Annotated in this window: 16 protein-coding genes; 12 read left to right on the plus strand and 4 right to left on the minus strand. The window is 55.8% G+C overall.

Annotated features, from left to right (window positions below):
- Positions 1 to 21 precede the first annotated feature (21 nt).
- From PEH01S_RS16890 to abc-f, 8 genes are all read left to right on the plus strand, one after another.
- Positions 22 to 1,122 carry a glycosyltransferase family protein gene (locus PEH01S_RS16890; protein WP_127486867.1) on the plus strand — a complete coding sequence of 367 codons (1,101 nt, stop codon included), beginning with the start codon at positions 22 to 24 and terminating at the stop codon, positions 1,120 to 1,122.
- Between the two features lie 30 nt (positions 1,123 to 1,152).
- Positions 1,153 to 2,139 carry an ABC transporter ATP-binding protein gene (locus PEH01S_RS16895; protein WP_127486869.1) on the plus strand — a complete coding sequence of 329 codons (987 nt, stop codon included), beginning with the start codon at positions 1,153 to 1,155 and terminating at the stop codon, positions 2,137 to 2,139.
- 57 nt (positions 2,140 to 2,196) lie between these two features.
- Complete coding sequence (locus PEH01S_RS16900; RefSeq protein WP_127486871.1) at positions 2,197 to 3,255, plus strand: hypothetical protein; 1,059 nt, start codon at positions 2,197 to 2,199, stop codon at positions 3,253 to 3,255.
- Positions 3,256 to 3,408: 153 nt separating this feature from the next.
- Entirely contained in the window at positions 3,409 to 3,948 is a 540-nt protein-coding gene (locus PEH01S_RS16905) for a PadR family transcriptional regulator (RefSeq protein ID WP_127486873.1), read from the plus strand.
- Positions 3,949 to 3,999: 51 nt separating this feature from the next.
- Positions 4,000 to 5,148: an MFS transporter gene (locus PEH01S_RS16910; protein ID WP_025845658.1), complete on the plus strand. Its 1,149-nt coding sequence runs from the start codon at positions 4,000 to 4,002 to the stop codon at positions 5,146 to 5,148.
- Positions 5,149 to 5,177: 29 nt separating this feature from the next.
- On the plus strand, positions 5,178 to 5,927 hold the full coding sequence (locus PEH01S_RS16915; protein WP_127486875.1) for an arylamine N-acetyltransferase family protein: 750 nt from the start codon (positions 5,178 to 5,180) through the stop codon (positions 5,925 to 5,927).
- Positions 5,928 to 6,013: 86 nt separating this feature from the next.
- Complete coding sequence (locus tag PEH01S_RS16920; RefSeq protein ID WP_127486877.1) at positions 6,014 to 6,988, plus strand: aldo/keto reductase; 975 nt, start codon at positions 6,014 to 6,016, stop codon at positions 6,986 to 6,988.
- A 292-nt stretch (positions 6,989 to 7,280) separates the two neighbouring features.
- The gene (abc-f, locus tag PEH01S_RS16925) at positions 7,281 to 8,873 is read left to right on the plus strand and encodes a ribosomal protection-like ABC-F family protein (RefSeq protein ID WP_127486879.1); all 1,593 of its coding nucleotides are present in this window, start codon (positions 7,281 to 7,283) and stop codon (positions 8,871 to 8,873) included.
- An 81-nt stretch (positions 8,874 to 8,954) separates the two neighbouring features.
- Here abc-f and PEH01S_RS16930 read toward each other — a convergent pair whose 3' ends face one another.
- The 4 genes from PEH01S_RS16930 to PEH01S_RS16945 all read right to left on the minus strand — a co-directional run bounded on the left by PEH01S_RS16930 (position 8,955) and on the right by PEH01S_RS16945 (position 11,556).
- A complete protein-coding gene (locus PEH01S_RS16930) occupies positions 8,955 to 9,554 on the minus strand; it encodes a sterol desaturase family protein (protein ID WP_025845653.1) in 600 nt (199 codons plus the stop codon).
- 161 nt (positions 9,555 to 9,715) lie between these two features.
- Positions 9,716 to 10,336 (minus strand): sporulation-specific diadenylate cyclase CdaS, encoded by a 621-nt coding sequence (gene cdaS / locus PEH01S_RS16935; protein ID WP_025845652.1) that lies wholly within the window; start codon positions 10,334 to 10,336, stop codon positions 9,716 to 9,718.
- 148 nt (positions 10,337 to 10,484) lie between these two features.
- Positions 10,485 to 11,231, minus strand: coding sequence for a MerR family transcriptional regulator (locus tag PEH01S_RS16940; protein ID WP_025845651.1), 747 nt, complete (start codon positions 11,229 to 11,231; stop codon positions 10,485 to 10,487).
- A 136-nt stretch (positions 11,232 to 11,367) separates the two neighbouring features.
- Complete coding sequence (locus tag PEH01S_RS16945) at positions 11,368 to 11,556, minus strand: YqaE/Pmp3 family membrane protein (RefSeq protein ID WP_025845648.1); 189 nt, start codon at positions 11,554 to 11,556, stop codon at positions 11,368 to 11,370.
- 225 nt (positions 11,557 to 11,781) lie between these two features.
- Between PEH01S_RS16945 and PEH01S_RS16950 the strand changes: the two genes are divergently transcribed.
- From PEH01S_RS16950 to PEH01S_RS16965, 4 genes are read left to right on the plus strand one after another with little or no spacing between them, the layout of a single operon-like run.
- A complete protein-coding gene (locus PEH01S_RS16950) occupies positions 11,782 to 13,902 on the plus strand; it encodes a BglG family transcription antiterminator (RefSeq protein ID WP_127486881.1) in 2,121 nt (706 codons plus the stop codon).
- Between the two features lie 31 nt (positions 13,903 to 13,933).
- Positions 13,934 to 14,380, plus strand: a complete 447-nt coding sequence (locus PEH01S_RS16955) for a PTS sugar transporter subunit IIA (protein WP_025845645.1) — start codon at positions 13,934 to 13,936, stop codon at positions 14,378 to 14,380.
- Positions 14,377 to 14,640 (plus strand): PTS sugar transporter subunit IIB, encoded by a 264-nt coding sequence (locus PEH01S_RS16960; RefSeq protein WP_025845644.1) that lies wholly within the window; start codon positions 14,377 to 14,379, stop codon positions 14,638 to 14,640. The genes PEH01S_RS16955 and PEH01S_RS16960 overlap by 4 nt, the downstream gene beginning before the upstream one ends.
- Positions 14,641 to 14,660: 20 nt before the next feature.
- The gene (locus tag PEH01S_RS16965) at positions 14,661 to 15,956 is read left to right on the plus strand and encodes a PTS ascorbate transporter subunit IIC (RefSeq protein WP_127486883.1); all 1,296 of its coding nucleotides are present in this window, start codon (positions 14,661 to 14,663) and stop codon (positions 15,954 to 15,956) included.
- Positions 15,957 to 15,987: the final 31 nt, after the last annotated feature.

The raw sequence follows: 15,987 nt of genomic DNA on the forward strand, positions 1-15,987 counted from the left end.
CGGAAGGGCAGGGGGCTGTCCATGACCAAGGATGCGATCACGCTGCTCGCCTCGGGCAATTCGCTCGGCGCCTATATTCCTGCCATTCATCTGCGGGAAACCCTTGCGCGCCGACATGTTCGGGCGGAAGTGCAGGTGCTTGAAACGCTCTACCGCGAGGAGACCCGCAGCAAAATCAATGGGTATAAAAAAGCGTTCCACAACAACTTTTCCGTCGCCTTGACCGGCCATAGGCTGGCCAAGGACATCAGCCCGAATCTCGACGATTCGGCGGTCCGCCGGCTGCATGCGCATTGGCGGCAAACGGGCTGCGCGACATTTATCGCATTCACGGGGTTTTGGCTGCCTGTTCTCGAAGCCTACAAGGAGGTTGCGGGGTTTCCCGTCCATATCGAATGGATTCGTATGGATGCTTGCGACACCCCTTCGTATAAGGTTTACAAGTCGTCCTACGAAGCGTACCGCAATGTGCGGTTTTACGAACCCGCGCTCGAAGGCCCCGGTTATTGGATTGCGCCGCCGGACGCAGAAGCTGTGCCCTTCGAGGACCGGAAAGACCGGTTTCTGATTCATGGCGGCGGCTGGGGGATCGGCACCTACCGGGACAAAATCGAGCGGCTGCGGCGCGGCGGCTGCTCGCTGGATATGATTGCGTATGACGAGAGCGAAGTGCAGGAGGACGATGGAGAAACCCGCTATTTTATGGTGGATCCCGAGTGGAGTCCGTGGATCAAGGACGCCGGCGGAGCGCATACCTATCCTCCGATGCTGGAGCTTGTGAGACGGCAGGGGACGGTCGAAAAGCAGAGGCTGCCGGACTACGCTTCTTACCTGGAGCTCGTTCGCTTAAGCCGGGCGATTATCAGCAAGCCGGGAGGCGCTACCTTGAACGATTCACTGGTATACGCCACGCCGCTGCTGCTGCTTGAGCCGTTCGGATACCACGAGGAAAGCAATGCCGCTTTTTGGAAGCGGTGCGGATTCGGCATCGGCTATGACGATTGGGAGGAGGACGGTTTTCCGATCACGTCTTTGCAGGCCTGCCACGAACGGCTGCGAAAGCAGCGAATTGCAGCCAGCAATTACGGGAGGGAATTGGATACGATCCTTGCAAAAAGATGAAGGACGGAGATCTACGATCAGGAGGACGCCATGGAACGGATCCGGGTGAACGGGCTGCATAAATCCTACGATTATTACACGAAGGAAGCGGGTCTCCGGCATTCCTTGAAAAATTTGTTTTCCCGCAAAATGTTGACAAAGGAAGCGGTCAAGCCGATTTCGTTCGAGATCGCCCCCGGGGAATGCGTAGGCTTCATTGGGCCGAACGGAGCCGGGAAGACGACGACGCTAAAGATGCTTTCCGGGATACTTCATCCGACAGGCGGGGAAGCTTCGGTATTTGGCCATACGCCCTGGGAGCGCAAAAACGAATTCAAGCGCATCTTCTCGCTCGTCATGGGGCAAAAAAATCAGCTGTGGGTCGATTTGCCGGCCATCGAATCGATCTACCTGAACAAATGCATTTACCAGATTCCGGACGATGCCTACGAGCGGATGCTTGCCGAGCTGTCGGAGATGCTGGACGCGAAGCATCTGCTGCATGTTCAGGTCCGACGGCTGTCGCTCGGCGAGCGGATGAAGATGGAGCTGATCGCGGCGCTCATCCACAGCCCCAAGCTGTTGTTTCTGGATGAGCCGACCATCGGCCTCGATCTGATCTCGCAGAAGAAGATCCGGGAGTTTCTGACCTATTACAACGAGCAATTCAACGCAACCTTGATTTTGACCAGCCATTATATGAAGGATATCGAGGACGTCTGCAAGCGCACGATCGTCATTAGCGAAGGCCGGATCTTGTATGACGGCGATTTTAAGAAGATTAACGAGCTGTTCAACGAAGTCAAGGTCCTGAACGTTCAGTTTTCCGAACCGGTGCCGGAAGAAAGCCTGAGGCCGCTCGGCTGCGTCACGAAGCGCGACTCCTATCACGCGGTAATCGAACTGCCCAAGGAGCATTTGAAGCCGGTATCCCGGATGCTGCTGGACCGGTTTCCGGTGGTCGACTTCACGGTGGCGGACCTCCCGCTTGAAGAAAGCATTGCCAAGCTGTACGGCAAAGAAGTAGCCACCGGATGACCCTGCAAGGGAAAACAATCGTGGTGCCTATGAAAGGCAAAGGGGGGAGTTTATGCTATGAACCGGTACCAATTGCCGCTCCAGCCGCCGCCGATCAAGGGCTTCTTGCGCTGGGCGTATACGTTATCGATTACGCACAATTACGAAGAGACGCTGCCTTGGTATTATACCAATTTCATCCAAATGTCGTGCACAAAGTATTTTCTGGAGAAACGGCAGACGTTTTTTTTCGATTTTTTCCGGGGCAAGCCGAACGAGCTGAATTTCAACAATCCGTTTCTGCTGACCTGCGCCGTCAATTATGAGCTGTTGTCGGGCTATCGGCCGGATGAGCTTGTCGAGTTTATGATCGGGCGCATCAAGCAAGGCTATTATGCGATCGTCTTCATCGACGAATCGAAAATTACGGCCAGCCCTGCCTATGAGGGCGATGCTTTTCCCCATCATCTGATGCTCTCCGGATACGACTTGAAGGAACGAACGTTCGATGTGTCGATGTTCGATTTCAATCAGGTGTACCGGACGTTCAAAATCCCGTTCGAGGAATTCATTAGCGCCTGCGAATCGATGAAGCGGCTTATTGAAAGCGGACTTGAGTCGGATCACCATACGTTTTTTTACCGGTTTAACGGGGGGCATCCCTTTGCGTTCGATCCGGTGGCGGTCGCGGATCAGCTGCGCGATTATTTGAACAGCGAGACCCATTTGAACCGGATCAACTATAACCCGGACGGGGAAGTGTTCGGCCTGGAGACATACGAGTATCTCCAAATGTATTTCAAGGCCGCTGCGGAGCGGCATCCCGCATTGGTGTGGCCCAATGCCGTAAGGCATCTGCATTTGCTCTGGGAGCATAAAAAGGTGATGGCGGATCGAATCCGGTACTTCACGCAGCGCGGCATCATTGAGCAGGACGAGGAGCTGCAGCAGACGTTCGAGGAGCTCGCGAACAAGGCGAAGCTGCTGCGCGATCAGCTGGCCATTGCGGAAATGAAGGGCGATGACCGCATTTACGCGAAGATGCCCGCGAAGCTGGAGGCGATTAAGGAAAGAGAACCGGAACTGCTGGAGCGCTTGTTGAAGCGCGTGGAGGCGGGCCAGCCGGTAGGAACATAGCCAGAAAAGAGAAACAGCTGCTCGTGGGCGGCTGTTTTTTCATGCGCGGCGGTTTGGAGTCTGGATTGCATTTTATAGTTGAACCGACCGTTGCTTCGACATATACTATATCGTAACGATATGTCGACACGATATAAAAAGAGGAGGGTCACGATGTACGACTTATTCGTTTTAGGGGAGTTGATGATCGGAGACACCCACGGCTACCAGCTTCAAGAAAGACTGAAGCGCGCCGTTGGCCCGGTCCGGCAGATCAGCTCGGGAACGCTGTATCCGCTTCTTTCCCGGCTCGTGGAGCGCGGGTGGATCAATCTCCGGCTTGAGGAGCCGAAGGGCGGGAGAGTGCGGAAAATTTACAAGCTGACGGAGGCCGGAAGAGAACGGTTTTTCGAGCTGATGGTCAGCCCGCTGGATTACACCGCCGAGACGGAGCTGATGTTCCATTTCAAGATGTCCAACTTTCCTTTTGTCACAAAAGAAGTCCGGTTGGCGTCATTAGAGCAGTATCTGAATTACCTTCAGCACAACCTGAAATATGTCGACTCGGAGACCCGCATGGTTTCCAGCAAGAAGATGGACGAGCGGAAGCGCGCGCAAGTGCTGCGAATGCTCGATCACCGGAAGCATGTCGGGCTGGCGGATGCGGAGTGGGTCGCGAAGGAGCTGGAGCGCATGAAAACAGCCAAGGAATAGCAGGCATCATGCAGCTTTGAAATTTTGACTACTTCGAGGAGGAAACAAAAGATGGAGCGTCTATGGACCAAGCCCTTCATTCAGCTGACGGCAGGCATGCTGTTCCTGTTCACGGGCTTCTACTTGCTGCTGCCGACAATGCCGCTGTTCATCAAGCAACTAGGCGGCAGCGAGGCGCAGGTCGGATTTGTCGTCGGCGTATTCACGCTGTCCGCGGTTATTTTTCGCCCGATTGTCGGGGGCTTGCTGGACCGGTACGGCCGCAGGCCTTTTATCGTATGGGGGCTGCTGCTCTTCGTCGTGGCGATGTATTTGTACAGTTGGGCAGGCGGTATTATGGTTTTGCTTTTGCTGCGGATCGTGCACGGCATGAGCTGGGCGCTGTCTACGACGGCCGTCGGGACGGCCATTACGGATGTGATTCCACCCGCCCGGCGCGGGGAGGGGATGGGCTGGTACGGGATGGCGATGACCGTAGCCATGGCCATCGGTCCGATGCTGGGGATATGGATGCTGCAAAAGCTTTCGTTTCACGGTCTGTTCTTGTACGCTACCGGCTTTGCGGCCATTGCTCTGCTCTTGGCTCTTGGAACCAAAATCCCGTTTCAACCGAAAGCGGCCGCCGGGCGGATTCAATTGGTCGAAAAGTCGGTATTGTCCGTGACGGTGGCGATTTTCTTTCTGGCCGTTCCTTATGGAGGCATTACGACCTTCCTGCCGCTTTTCGCCGAATCGATCAAGGTGAATCCGGGTACTTTTTTTCTGGTCTACGCCGTGGCGCTGACGCTGATTCGTCCCATCGCCGGAAAGCTCTCGGACCGGTACGGCGAGACGTTTATCATCGTGCCGGCGCTTGGGACGACGGTGGCGGCGCTGCTCGTTTTGAGCTTCTCCAGCGGGCTGTCCGGCGTGATCGTAGCGGCCGTATTGTACGGGATCGGATTCGGCTCCGCACAGCCGGCGCTCCAGGCGGCAACGCTGCGTCTTGCGCCTGCAGACCGCAAAGGGGTGGCCAACGCTTCGTTCTTTACCGCGTTCGACTTGGGCATCGGGCTTGGCGCCATTGTGCTCGGCTGGGTTTCCCAGCATACGGGGTACCCGGCCTTGTTCACGGTTAGCGCCGTGTCGGTGGCAATTTCTTTGATCCTGTTTGCCGTCTTCGTAAGACAGCTGCTGCGCGCTGCGCTGCCGCAAAATTAATGCCAAAAGTGGGAATGGAGGAAATGTAAATGGACGTAAGTTTTTACTTGCAGCGCATCCAAATGACAGAACCCGCTCAAACGACCTTGGAAGGCTTGACGCTGCTGCAGAAGCGGCATGTGACCCGAATCCCTTTTGAAAATTTGGATATTCTGCGCGGCATTCCGATCTCGCTTCGGACCGGCGACCTCTTCGATAAACTCGTTAACCGGCGGAGGGGAGGCGTCTGCTATGAGTTAAACGGTCTGTTTAGCGAGCTGCTGCGCCGGACCGGCTTCAATGCCCATTTGATTGCCGCAACCGTCTATCGGGGGGACGGCCAATGGGGGACGGAAGGCTCGCATGCCACCAATCTCGTAACTTTAGAGGGAGGCTCATATTTGGTTGACGTCGGGTTTGGGGGCAACTCCCCGCGCCGGCCGGTGCCCATGACCGGGGAGGAGATTCGGGACGCGGACGGCTTTTATCGGATCAGACCGTTTCCTGAACTGCGGAACGGTTATGTTTTGGAGAAAAAGGAGGACCGGGACTGGACCATGCTGTACAGGTTTGGTACGGACCCGAAGCAATTGGACGATTTTGCCGAGGTGTGCGATGTGACGCAATACGCCCCGGAATCGCCGTTCAACAAGGTTTATTTCTTGATGAAGGTGACGGAGGAAGGCAGGATGACGCTGTACGATCGTTCTTTGACTGTGGTCGACGGCCTCCGTAAAACAAAAGAAACTGTCGAAGCCGACCATATCGACGACATCTTGGACCGGTTTCTCGCTCCCTGAGTCCGGCGTACCGTTGCAGCCGCTCCGGCGCATGACATATAATAACGACAGACTTGCGAGAACAGGGCAGAGGAGCGTACATACGTATGAACAAACCGATTCCGTTACATAAACACGGATTTCCCGCCAGCCGGCTCGTGCTCGGCTGCATGGGGCTTGGCGGAAGCTGGGACCGGGAGCCGTACACGGCGGAGCATGTCAAGCAGGCGCATGAGGCGGTCGAGGCGGCGCTTTCCGCGGGCATCAATATGTTCGATCACGCCAATATTTACACCAAGGGCAAGGCCGAGCAAGTGTTCGGCCAAGTATTGAAGGAGCGTCCCGACCTGCGGGAGCGGATTATTATTCAATCCAAATGCGGCATCCGTTTCGAGGAAGCGGGGGTTCCGGGGCGGTACGATTTCTCGAAGGAGCATATTGAAGCGAGTGTCGACGGAATTTTAAGCCGGCTCGGCATCGAGACGCTGGATATTTTGCTGCTGCACCGCCCCGATCCGCTGATGGAGCCGGAAGAGGTGGCGGAAGCGTTCCAGCGGCTGCACGAGGCGGGGAAAGTGAGAGCGTTCGGCGTCTCGAACATGAGCGCGGCGCAAATCCGCTTCCTGCAGTCCGCAATCCGGCAGCCGCTGATCGCGAATCAGCTGGAAATGAGCCTGCTTAAGCTGGACTGGCTGGATGCAGGCGTGCATTTGAACCAGCCGCAGGGCACCGGCGTCTCGTTCCCGGAAGGGACGATGGAATATTGCCGGATGGAGCATATCCAGATCCAGGCATGGAGCCCGCTCGCGCGAGGCTTGTTCACGGGCGGCGACTTGTCGGGACAGCCGGAGTCCGTCCGGGCTGCCGCGGGCTTGGTCAGCCGTATGGCCGAGCAGAAGGACGTATCGCCCGAAGCGATCGTGCTGGCGTTTCTGCTTCGCCATCCCGCAGGGATCCAGCCGGTGATCGGCACGGTGCGTCCCGAGCGCATCCGGGCTTGCGGCGAAGCGGAGCGGGTGACACTTACGCGGGAAGAGTGGTACTCGCTCTACGTCGCTTCCCGGGGGCGCACCATGCCTTAACGGGCGGTCCGCCTTCCGGCGAAAACAATTATAATCGAACGCTCCCTTGAGAGACGACCCGTTCCGTGTTAGGTTAAATTCAACATGAATGAGAGGGTGACCTTTAAGCCGATGATTTATTAATCCTATTTCCAAGAAAACTTTCGTGAAATGATAACGAATCTTTTTCTGGATAGGATTGGTCTAGGCTTTTATGGTGACTCAAGGATCGGTCATGCCCTTGCAACCGGGCGTGTCTTGTTTTTTGTCGCTCTTTGCCTCCTGTCCAGAATAGGGATAGGAGGTTTTTTGTATGATACGATTGGAAGCACTTCAACTGGAGAAAAGCATCGGAGACCGTCTGCTGTTTGCTGTCGAGCAGCTTCGGGTAGCGGAGCGGGACCGGATCGGAATCGTGGGAAGGAATGGAGCGGGGAAGACGATCTTGCTCCAGACGCTCGCAGGAAGGGCGGAAGCGGATCGAGGCACGGTATCGGTATGCGGCAAGGTGGGATATATTCCTCAGCTGCAGGAGGACGATGCCGGGAAAAGCGGCGGTGAATTGACGCGCCGGTCCATTGAAGAGGCGCTGGCCGGAAAGCCGGACCTGCTGCTTGCCGATGAACCCACAACCAACCTGGATGTGGAGCATATCGCTTGGCTGGAGCGCGCCTTTGCCGATTTTCCGGGCGCTATCGTCGTCATTTCGCACGACCGTTCGTTTCTGGACCGGATCTGCGCCCAAATCTGGGAGCTGGAGGCGCGGCGGATTACGGTCTTCAAGGGCAATTACAGCGACTATGACGCGCAGAAGCAGCTCGCCAAGCGTCAGCTGCAAGAGAAGTACGAGGAGTACGTTGCCAAGAAGCAGGAGCTGGAGCGGGCCATCGCCTTGAAGAAGCAAAAGGCGGTTCACATGATCAAGCCGCCCTCGCGCATGGGAACCTCCGAATCCAGATTGTGGAAGATGCAAAAAGGGACCAAGCAAAAAGGGATGCATCAATCGATTAAGGCGATCGAAACCCGGATCGATAAGCTGGAGCGGGTGGAGAAGCCCAGAGAGCTGCCCCAGGTCAAAATGGACATTCCGGACGCGCTTGCTTTCCGCAGCCGCGCGGTGCTCCGTGTGGAGCGGCTGTCCGCTTCGGCCGGTCAGCGGACGTTATGGAAGGAGGCTTCATTCCGCTTGAAGGGCGGAGAGAAGGCCGCGTTGATCGGCCCGAACGGCAGCGGCAAAACGACCTTGATCCGCAAAATCATCCGTGCCGAGGAAGGCGTGCACCTCATGCCGGGGCTGCGAATCGGCTACTTCAGTCAAAATCTGGACATTCTCCGCCCGGAAAAGTCCATTCTGGATAACGTCAAAGAAACGTCCGACCATTCCGAGCAGCTGGTCCGCAGCGTGCTTGCCCGGCTGCTGTTCCGTCAGGAAGACATCTACAAACGCGTTGACGTCCTGAGCGGAGGAGAGCGGGTCAAGGTCGCGTTTGCCAAAGTGTTTTGCAGTCCGATCCATATGCTCGTCATGGACGAGCCGACGAACTTTTTGGATATCGACTCGATTGAAGCGCTTGAGCAGCTGCTTGCGGCCTATCCGGGAACCGTCTTGTTCGTTTCGCACGACCGCCGGTTTGTGCGCCGGATTGCAGGCAAAATCATCGAAATCCGGAATGAAACGGTTGTCACGTTCGACGGGACGTATGACGAATACGAGGAGCGCCGGCGGCGGCGGGAGACGGATTCGCAGAGCCGGGATGTCGCGGAAGAAGAGCTGCTGCGGATCAATATGCGGCTGACGGAGCTGATCGGACGATTAAGCGTCCCCGTCTCGAATGCGGATAAAGCGAAGCTGGAAGAGGAGTACGAACGTTTGCTGCGCAGGCGGAAAGAGCTGAATAACCGCTGAACCTGCGCAAAAACGGCCCAAGGCGAAAAATGCCGCCTTCGGGCCGTTTTTTGCGCAGCCAAGCTGCAATGCTAGTTTCGTTCACATGCTCTCCGTGCTGCTGCCGGGAGATCGCTTCGCCGCTTTGGCATCAGGCGCCACTTTGTTCGTTCCCATGACAACGTCCATGACTGGGTTGGACACGCCGTACCATGCGTGCTCGTCCAAGTAATGATGCAGCAAATGCTTCTTTTTCAGCCATTTGCCCCATGGAGTAAGAGGCACGATAGGGCGGTGGGAAACAAAGTGCTTCCATTGGTAGTACATCTGGCAAATGACCGTCCCGAACACAACCGACACAGCCAGATGAAGCTCTCCCGTCAGTGCCCAGAAAAGCAGCAGCAGCAAGGGATAGGTGACGACCTCGTACCAGACGGAACCGAACAAATACCGGTCGTCGTTCGGATGCTGATGATGCGCCACATGCCCTTCATAGGCGCTCGGAAGCAGCCTGGGAAATTCATGCATGATATACCGGTGCACGACGTATTCGATGAGTCCGAACAGCACGATTCCGCCCGCAATGGCAAGCCAGGTCAGCGAAGAACCGTAAGTTATGACGACCCCCGCTCCACTAAGCACAATCAGGATCATCAGGAAAACGATCAGCCGGAATTGCAAAAACTCAAGTACGTACTTCATGATTTATACACCTCACCCGTCGCAAGCGCCTTTCATCATCGGAAACGCATGAAAGGCATCTCTTTGTAATATATATACAAACCTTTAGACGGTCCCGGACGGAGAAGCCCTTCAAATCTAGTGCAAATTCATAGAAAAAAGGGGAGAGGCTGTATGCTCGATCAAACCGGAGAGGGGATGGAGAAAGGGTAGAGATGGCCGTTCAGGCAAAAGGAGGTTTTCCCGGTCTCCTCGGATACGACGATGATTAAGGCATCGGTCCGCTCCGACAGTCCGATGGCGGCACGGTGACGGGTTCCCAGCTTTTGATTGGGGAAGGTTCGTTCGGTCAGAGGAAGAATGTTGGCTGCGGAGACGATCTGATCGGAGCGAATGAACACGGCACCGTCATGCAGCGGGCTGCCTGGAACGAAGATGGACTCCAGCAAGGAGCTGGTAATTTCCGCGGACAGGAGGATGCCGGGGGTGATCCAGGAATCGATGCTGTCTTCCCGCTGGATGACGATGAGGGCGCCTTGACGCTTAAGACTCAGGTGGTTCACCGAACGGGAAATCTCTTTATACTTGCTCGTATAAGGCGAAAGAAAACAATTCAAATAATAGGTCGAAGCAAGCGCCCCCGTCACGGAGAACCGCTTGGAAATGTGCTCGATCTCGTTCAGCAGGCACGTGTTGACCTCGTCCAGACTGGAGACGACTTGTCCGATGCTGTGAAGGATATCGGTTAATTGCTCCTTGAGCTCCTTTTTTAAAGGAGAAACGTCACAGTCCAAATGCTCCATCGGTGATTACCATCCTTTCCATGGCTTAGCTTAACCGATCCAAAAAGCGATTATGCGAGTTTGAACTTGCGTAGGGGGGATGGGGAGGGATATCGAAAAAAGCAGCCCCGAAGTCATCCGGGAATGACTTGCGGGACTGCCCATCGTATTATTTTCGGTTGGTATCCGCATAAACGGCCATCGCATCGCGCATAAATTTCGCCAGGCCGTCGCCGAAACGATCGATGTTTTTGGTAAATCGCTCGTCATCCACATACATTTGACCCAAGCCTTTGAAGGCTTCGAGCGAGTAAGTGCCCATTTGGTTCAATAGATCATACCATTCTTTAATGGCCGCTTGGGCCTCAGCAGAATCAGGCGAGCCGCTGCGAAGTCCGGCAAGCTTTGTGTAGAGGGCATTCATGGTGTTGGCCATCGCTTCCTGCTCGTCTTTGGACATGGAGCCGACTTTGGCGTTGGCCTTGTCGACCGCTTCATCGCCCCAGCGTTCGCGGGCTTCTTGTTCATAAGGATTACGGCTAAAGTCAAAGCCTTCGAATTTTTCTTTTGTCGTCATTTCAATTTCTCCTTTCGCGTGACGAATCGTTTTATCGATCGTCGCGATCATTTTTTCGAGCCGGCTGCGTTTTTCGAGCAGCATGCTCCGGTGCAGCTCCAGCGCTTCCAGACGGTTAAAGGAAGGGCTGTGAACAATTTCTTTGATTTTCGTCAAGGGGAAGTCCAGTTCTTTGAAAAATAAGATCTGCTGCAGCATTTCGAGATTTTCGTCGGAGTATAAGCGATACCCGGCTTCCGTCGTCCCGTCCGGGGTCAACAGCCCGATCGCATCGTAATGATGAAGTGTGCGCACACTGATGCCGACTAAATCCGCAACCTCTTTTACCTTCACTGGAATCGTCGCGACCTCCTTCCAAGAATCACTATAGAGTATAACGTAACGTTAGAGTCAACAACAAAAATGATATTCTAAAAAACAAAAAACACTTCCGATGGGAGAAGTGTTTTTACGGCGACCCGCTTCCTATACAAAATTACCGGTGCATATTCCGGGCCATTCTTTCCATCCGTTGGTCCTGCTTGCGTTCGTGGACGACCAGACAAGCATGAATGGCGCCAGGCAGCCAGAAGAAGAGCGTCAGAATGAAATTGAGAAGAGCCTGTATCGGTTTTCCGCAAAATAAAACGGCGACAGGAGGGAGCAGTATAGCGAGAAGATACATTTCGAAAAGCCTCCTTTGAGGTTCGTTATTGTTCTATACGAAATGAGGGTTAAAAAGTTTCCGGAAAGCGACAGTGCAATTTTTGCACGGTACGAACGACAATAGTTGTTCTGTTTTTGGCGCGAAGGCCGATTGTATAATAAGGGCGTCAGATAACATACTAGATTTGAAAGATAGACTGACGGAAGGGGGGGATGGGCGATTCTGGACCAAAGGCGCGCCGGCATGCTCGCCATGCTGCAGGAAACCGGAGATTACGTGTCCGTCCGCGAAATCATGAACAAATTCGATATCTCCAAGCGGACGGTCTACTACGATCTTCAAGCCGTCAACGAGTGGCTCTCGGACCACGGACTCGCCCCCGTCGAATATGTTCGGGGCCGGGGATATCTGCTGCCGGAGGAAAGCCGCTCCCGTATCCCTTCCATGGCGCATGAAGTCAAGAAGGACGACTATTACTTGTCCCCGCGGGAACGAAAAGCCTGGGTAGCGATTCAATTGCTCACCCGCAGGGAACCGTTGTTCATGCAGGACATCACGGACTTTTTATTGGTGAGCCGCGGAACCGGCCTGAATGAGCTGAAGCAGGTGAAGAAAGAGCTTGCCGCTCTTCAGCTTGAGGTCTTGTTCGATAAAAAGAACGGCTACAGCGTCGAAGGGAAAGAGACCGACCAGCGCAAGGCGCTATCGTACTTTATGTCCCAAGTGCTCCATCACGTCAGCTGGAAAAGCTTCGTTTCGCAGTTTCAAGGACTGGTCAATGCCAACGTGGTTCACCGCAAGCTCCCGTTCTTCCAAGAGGAACAGCTCGCGGAAGTGTACGGGCTCGTCACGCGCTGCGAGAAAACGCTCGGGCTGGAATTCACCGACGATATGGTGTTTAGTCTGACCACAAGATTGCTCGTTTACGCGAACCGGCTCCAGCAGGGACATAGCATTACACTCGATGCCGACGAGAAAGAGGCATTGAAGCAAACGCCGGAATACGCGGGGGCCATCCAATTGGCAGGCGAGCTCGGGCGCATGTTCGATCTCGAATTTCCGGAGGACGAGGTATGCTACTTGACTCTCCAGCTGTTGGGCGCGCGGGTGAACCGGTCGAACGGCAGGAAGGCGTTGGGCGATCCCGGCAAGGATGCCGACGCCGACGAAACGATCCTGCTATTAAAGCGGTTGATTCGGCAGATGATCGATTTGTTCGAGCGGCATGCGTGCATTTTCTTTCAAAACCGCGACGAGCTGGAGCAGCGGCTGCTGATTCATTTGAAGCCGGCCTATTACCGGATCAAATTCGGACTGGAGATCGACAATCCGCTCGCGGAAGCGATGAAATCGAAATATGGGGAAATATTCGAGATTTCCAGAAAATGCGTCAAACCGCTGGAAGAGCATCTGGGCAAGCCGGTCGATGACAATGAGGTCGCTTACCTGGCGATGCACTTCGGAGGCTGGATGCGCCGGGAAAACGCGATGCCGGTCCGGCGGAAAAAGGCGGCGATCGTATGCGTCAACGGCATTTCCGCCGCGCGCATGCTGAGAATCCAGCTGGAGCAGCTGTTCCCGGCGTTGGATATCGAAGCGGTCCTGTCGCTGCGGGACTACGAATCGTTTCCGGCGGAATCGGTGGATCTGCTGTTCTCGACCGTTCATCTGCAGGACAGCCCGGCGCCGGTATTTACGGTGCATCCCATTCTATCGGATGCGGATAAAGCACACCTGCTTCATCAGGTGAACCGGGTGTCGGGACAGATGGATGCGCCGCAGGGCCGCTCCGCGCAGGCGATTCTGGAGATGGTCCGGAAGTACGCCCGGATCTCGGACGAACAAGGGCTGCTGCGGGAGCTCCAGCGCTACTTGTCCGCAGGACGCTCCCCGGGGGCGGAGGAAGAGAAGCCCTCGCTCGCCGGCCTGCTGCCGCCGGAGCATGTGGTGCTGCGGAACGGAGCGGCCGATTGGAAGGACGCGATCGGGCTGGCGGCGGAGCCGCTGCTCCGCAACGGCTTCGTCGAACAGCGGTACGTGAAAGCGATGATCGCCAAAGTTGACAGCTACGGACCGTATATCGTCGTCAGCCCGGGGGTGGCTATCGCTCACGCCAAGCCGGAGGAGGGCGTCCGGCGGCTGGGCATGAGCCTGCTGAAGCTGGGGCAGGCCGTCCCGTTCGGTCCGGAGGCCCGGCATCAGATCCGGCTCGTGCTGGTGCTGGCCAGCGCGGACGGCGAATCGCATTTGCGGGCGCTTTCGCAGCTGACGGTACTGCTGCGCGAGGAGAAAGTGAAGGAAAGCCTTCTCGAGGCACAGACCGCCGAACAGCTTGCCGGACTCATCCGGCAGCATACGTCATAGCAAGGAATCGTACCAAGGAGGAGAGAAACGGATGAAATTTTTGGAGAGGGAACTCATCGGTCTCGATGTGGAGGTGCAATCGGCGGAGGACGCGATTCGGGCCGCAGGCTCGCTGCTCGTCAGCGGGGGAGCGGCAGACGCCTCCTACGTCGACGCGATGGTACAGGCGTACGGGGACAAGGGGCCATACTTCGTGCTCGCGCCGCACATCGCCTTGCCGCATGCGAAAGCCGAGGATGGCGTCCATGAGGCGTCCGTCGCTTTCGTCCGCTTGAAACGGCCGGTCGTGTTCGGCCATCAAACGAACGATCCGGTGGATCTGGTCTTCGCGCTCGGCTCGGCCTCCAACGCCGACCATATCGCCTTGCTGCGCAGGCTGACGCTGCTTCTGAACGACCCGAGCCATGTGCAGTGCTTCAGAGAAGCCACAAGCCCGGACGACATCGAAAACATGATCTTAAGGAGGAACGAAGTATGAAAATCTTGTGTGTTTGCGGTTTAGGTCAAGGAACGAGCCTTATTTTGCGAATGAACGTGGAAAGCGTGCTGAGGGAATTGGGTGTGAGCGCGGATGTGGAGCATACGGACGTTTCTTCAGCATCGGGCATGTCCGTCGACCATATCATCACCAGCAACGAGCTGGCGCAAAGCCTGCAGGGGCACTCCGCCAATATCGTCATCGTGAACAACTATTTCGATCTGAACGAAATTAAGGAGAAATTGAAAGGCACCATCTAATCCTTAAAGGGGGATTTCACATGGAAGTCATTTTTTGGATTGCGACCAACGTCTTCGGCACGCCGGCCATTTTGCTCGGATTCATCGTGCTGGTCGGTCTCCTGCTTCAGAAAAAGACGACAAGCCAGGTGATCAGCGGGACGTTCAAGGCGGTCATCGGCTTCCTCGTTATCGGAGCGGGAGCAGGGGTCATCGTCAACGCGCTCAACGTGTTCGAGCCGATGTGGAAGGAGGTGTTCGGGCTGCAAGCCGAATCGCTCGGCCAGTTTATGGGGCAGCAGACGTTCAACTCCAAATTCGGCAGCGCGGTCACGCTGGCGATGTTCATTGGCTTTTTGATCAACGTCCTGCTCGCGCGGTTCACGAAGTTCAAGTTCATTTACTTGACCGGTCACATGATGTTCTGGACATCAAGCGTATTCGCCGGCATCGTGGTTCATTCGGCGGGCAACGTTTCTTTCGGCAAGCTGGTCTTATTCCTCTCCGTTATTCTTGGTCTGTATTGGACACTGCAGCCTGCGCTCACCCAGCCGTTCGTCCGTAAAATTACGGGCAACGACAACATCGCCCTCGGGCATACGTCGGCGTCGGTTGCGCTGCTTGGCGCGCTGCTCGGCAAATGGTTCGGGAACAAAGAGAACGATGCGGAAAAAATCAAAGTGCCGAAGGGCTTCGAGTTTCTGCGCGATTCCAACGTCATTACGGCGCTCAGCATGGGGCTCCTGTTTCTGGTCGGCGCGATCGTCGTCGTCCTGAAAGACACGCCGGGCGCGAAAGAGCTGGTCGCCAAAGCGGGCGAGCAAAACTTCATCATCTACGCGCTGCTTCAATCGCTCACGTTTGCCGGCGGGATTGCAATCGTTCTCATGGGCGTTCGGATGTTCATCGGCGAGCTGGTGCCGGCGTTTAACGGGATCGCTACGAAGCTTGTTCCCGGCGCGAAGCCTGCGCTCGATTGCCCGGTCACGTTCCCTTATGCGCCGAATGCCGTCATTCTCGGGTTTATGGGAGCCTTTGTCGGAGCCTTGATCTGGCTCGTCGTTCTCGGCAACACCGTCGCTTACATTTTTGTGCCGACGATGATCGTGCTGTTCTTCCACGGCGCGACGGCGGGCGTCTTCGGCAATGCAACCGGGGGAGCGCGCGGTGCGGTGCTCGGCGGCTTTGCCACCGCAACGGTCGTTGCCTGGGGCCAGTACGCCATGGTCAAATTTTTCATCGCATCGACGATTCCGGATACGGCCATGTGGGCGGCAGACTCCGACATGTTTATTATCGGGCCGATCATCAGTTTTCTTGCGAAGCTGCTGTTTTAATCAAAATCGCCATTCGGCCTCAGCCGGTTCG

Origin of the sequence: Paenibacillus ehimensis NBRC 15659 (assembly GCF_004000785.1) — a bacterium.
Lineage (GTDB): Bacteria > Bacillota > Bacilli > Paenibacillales > NBRC-103111 > Paenibacillus_G > Paenibacillus_G ehimensis.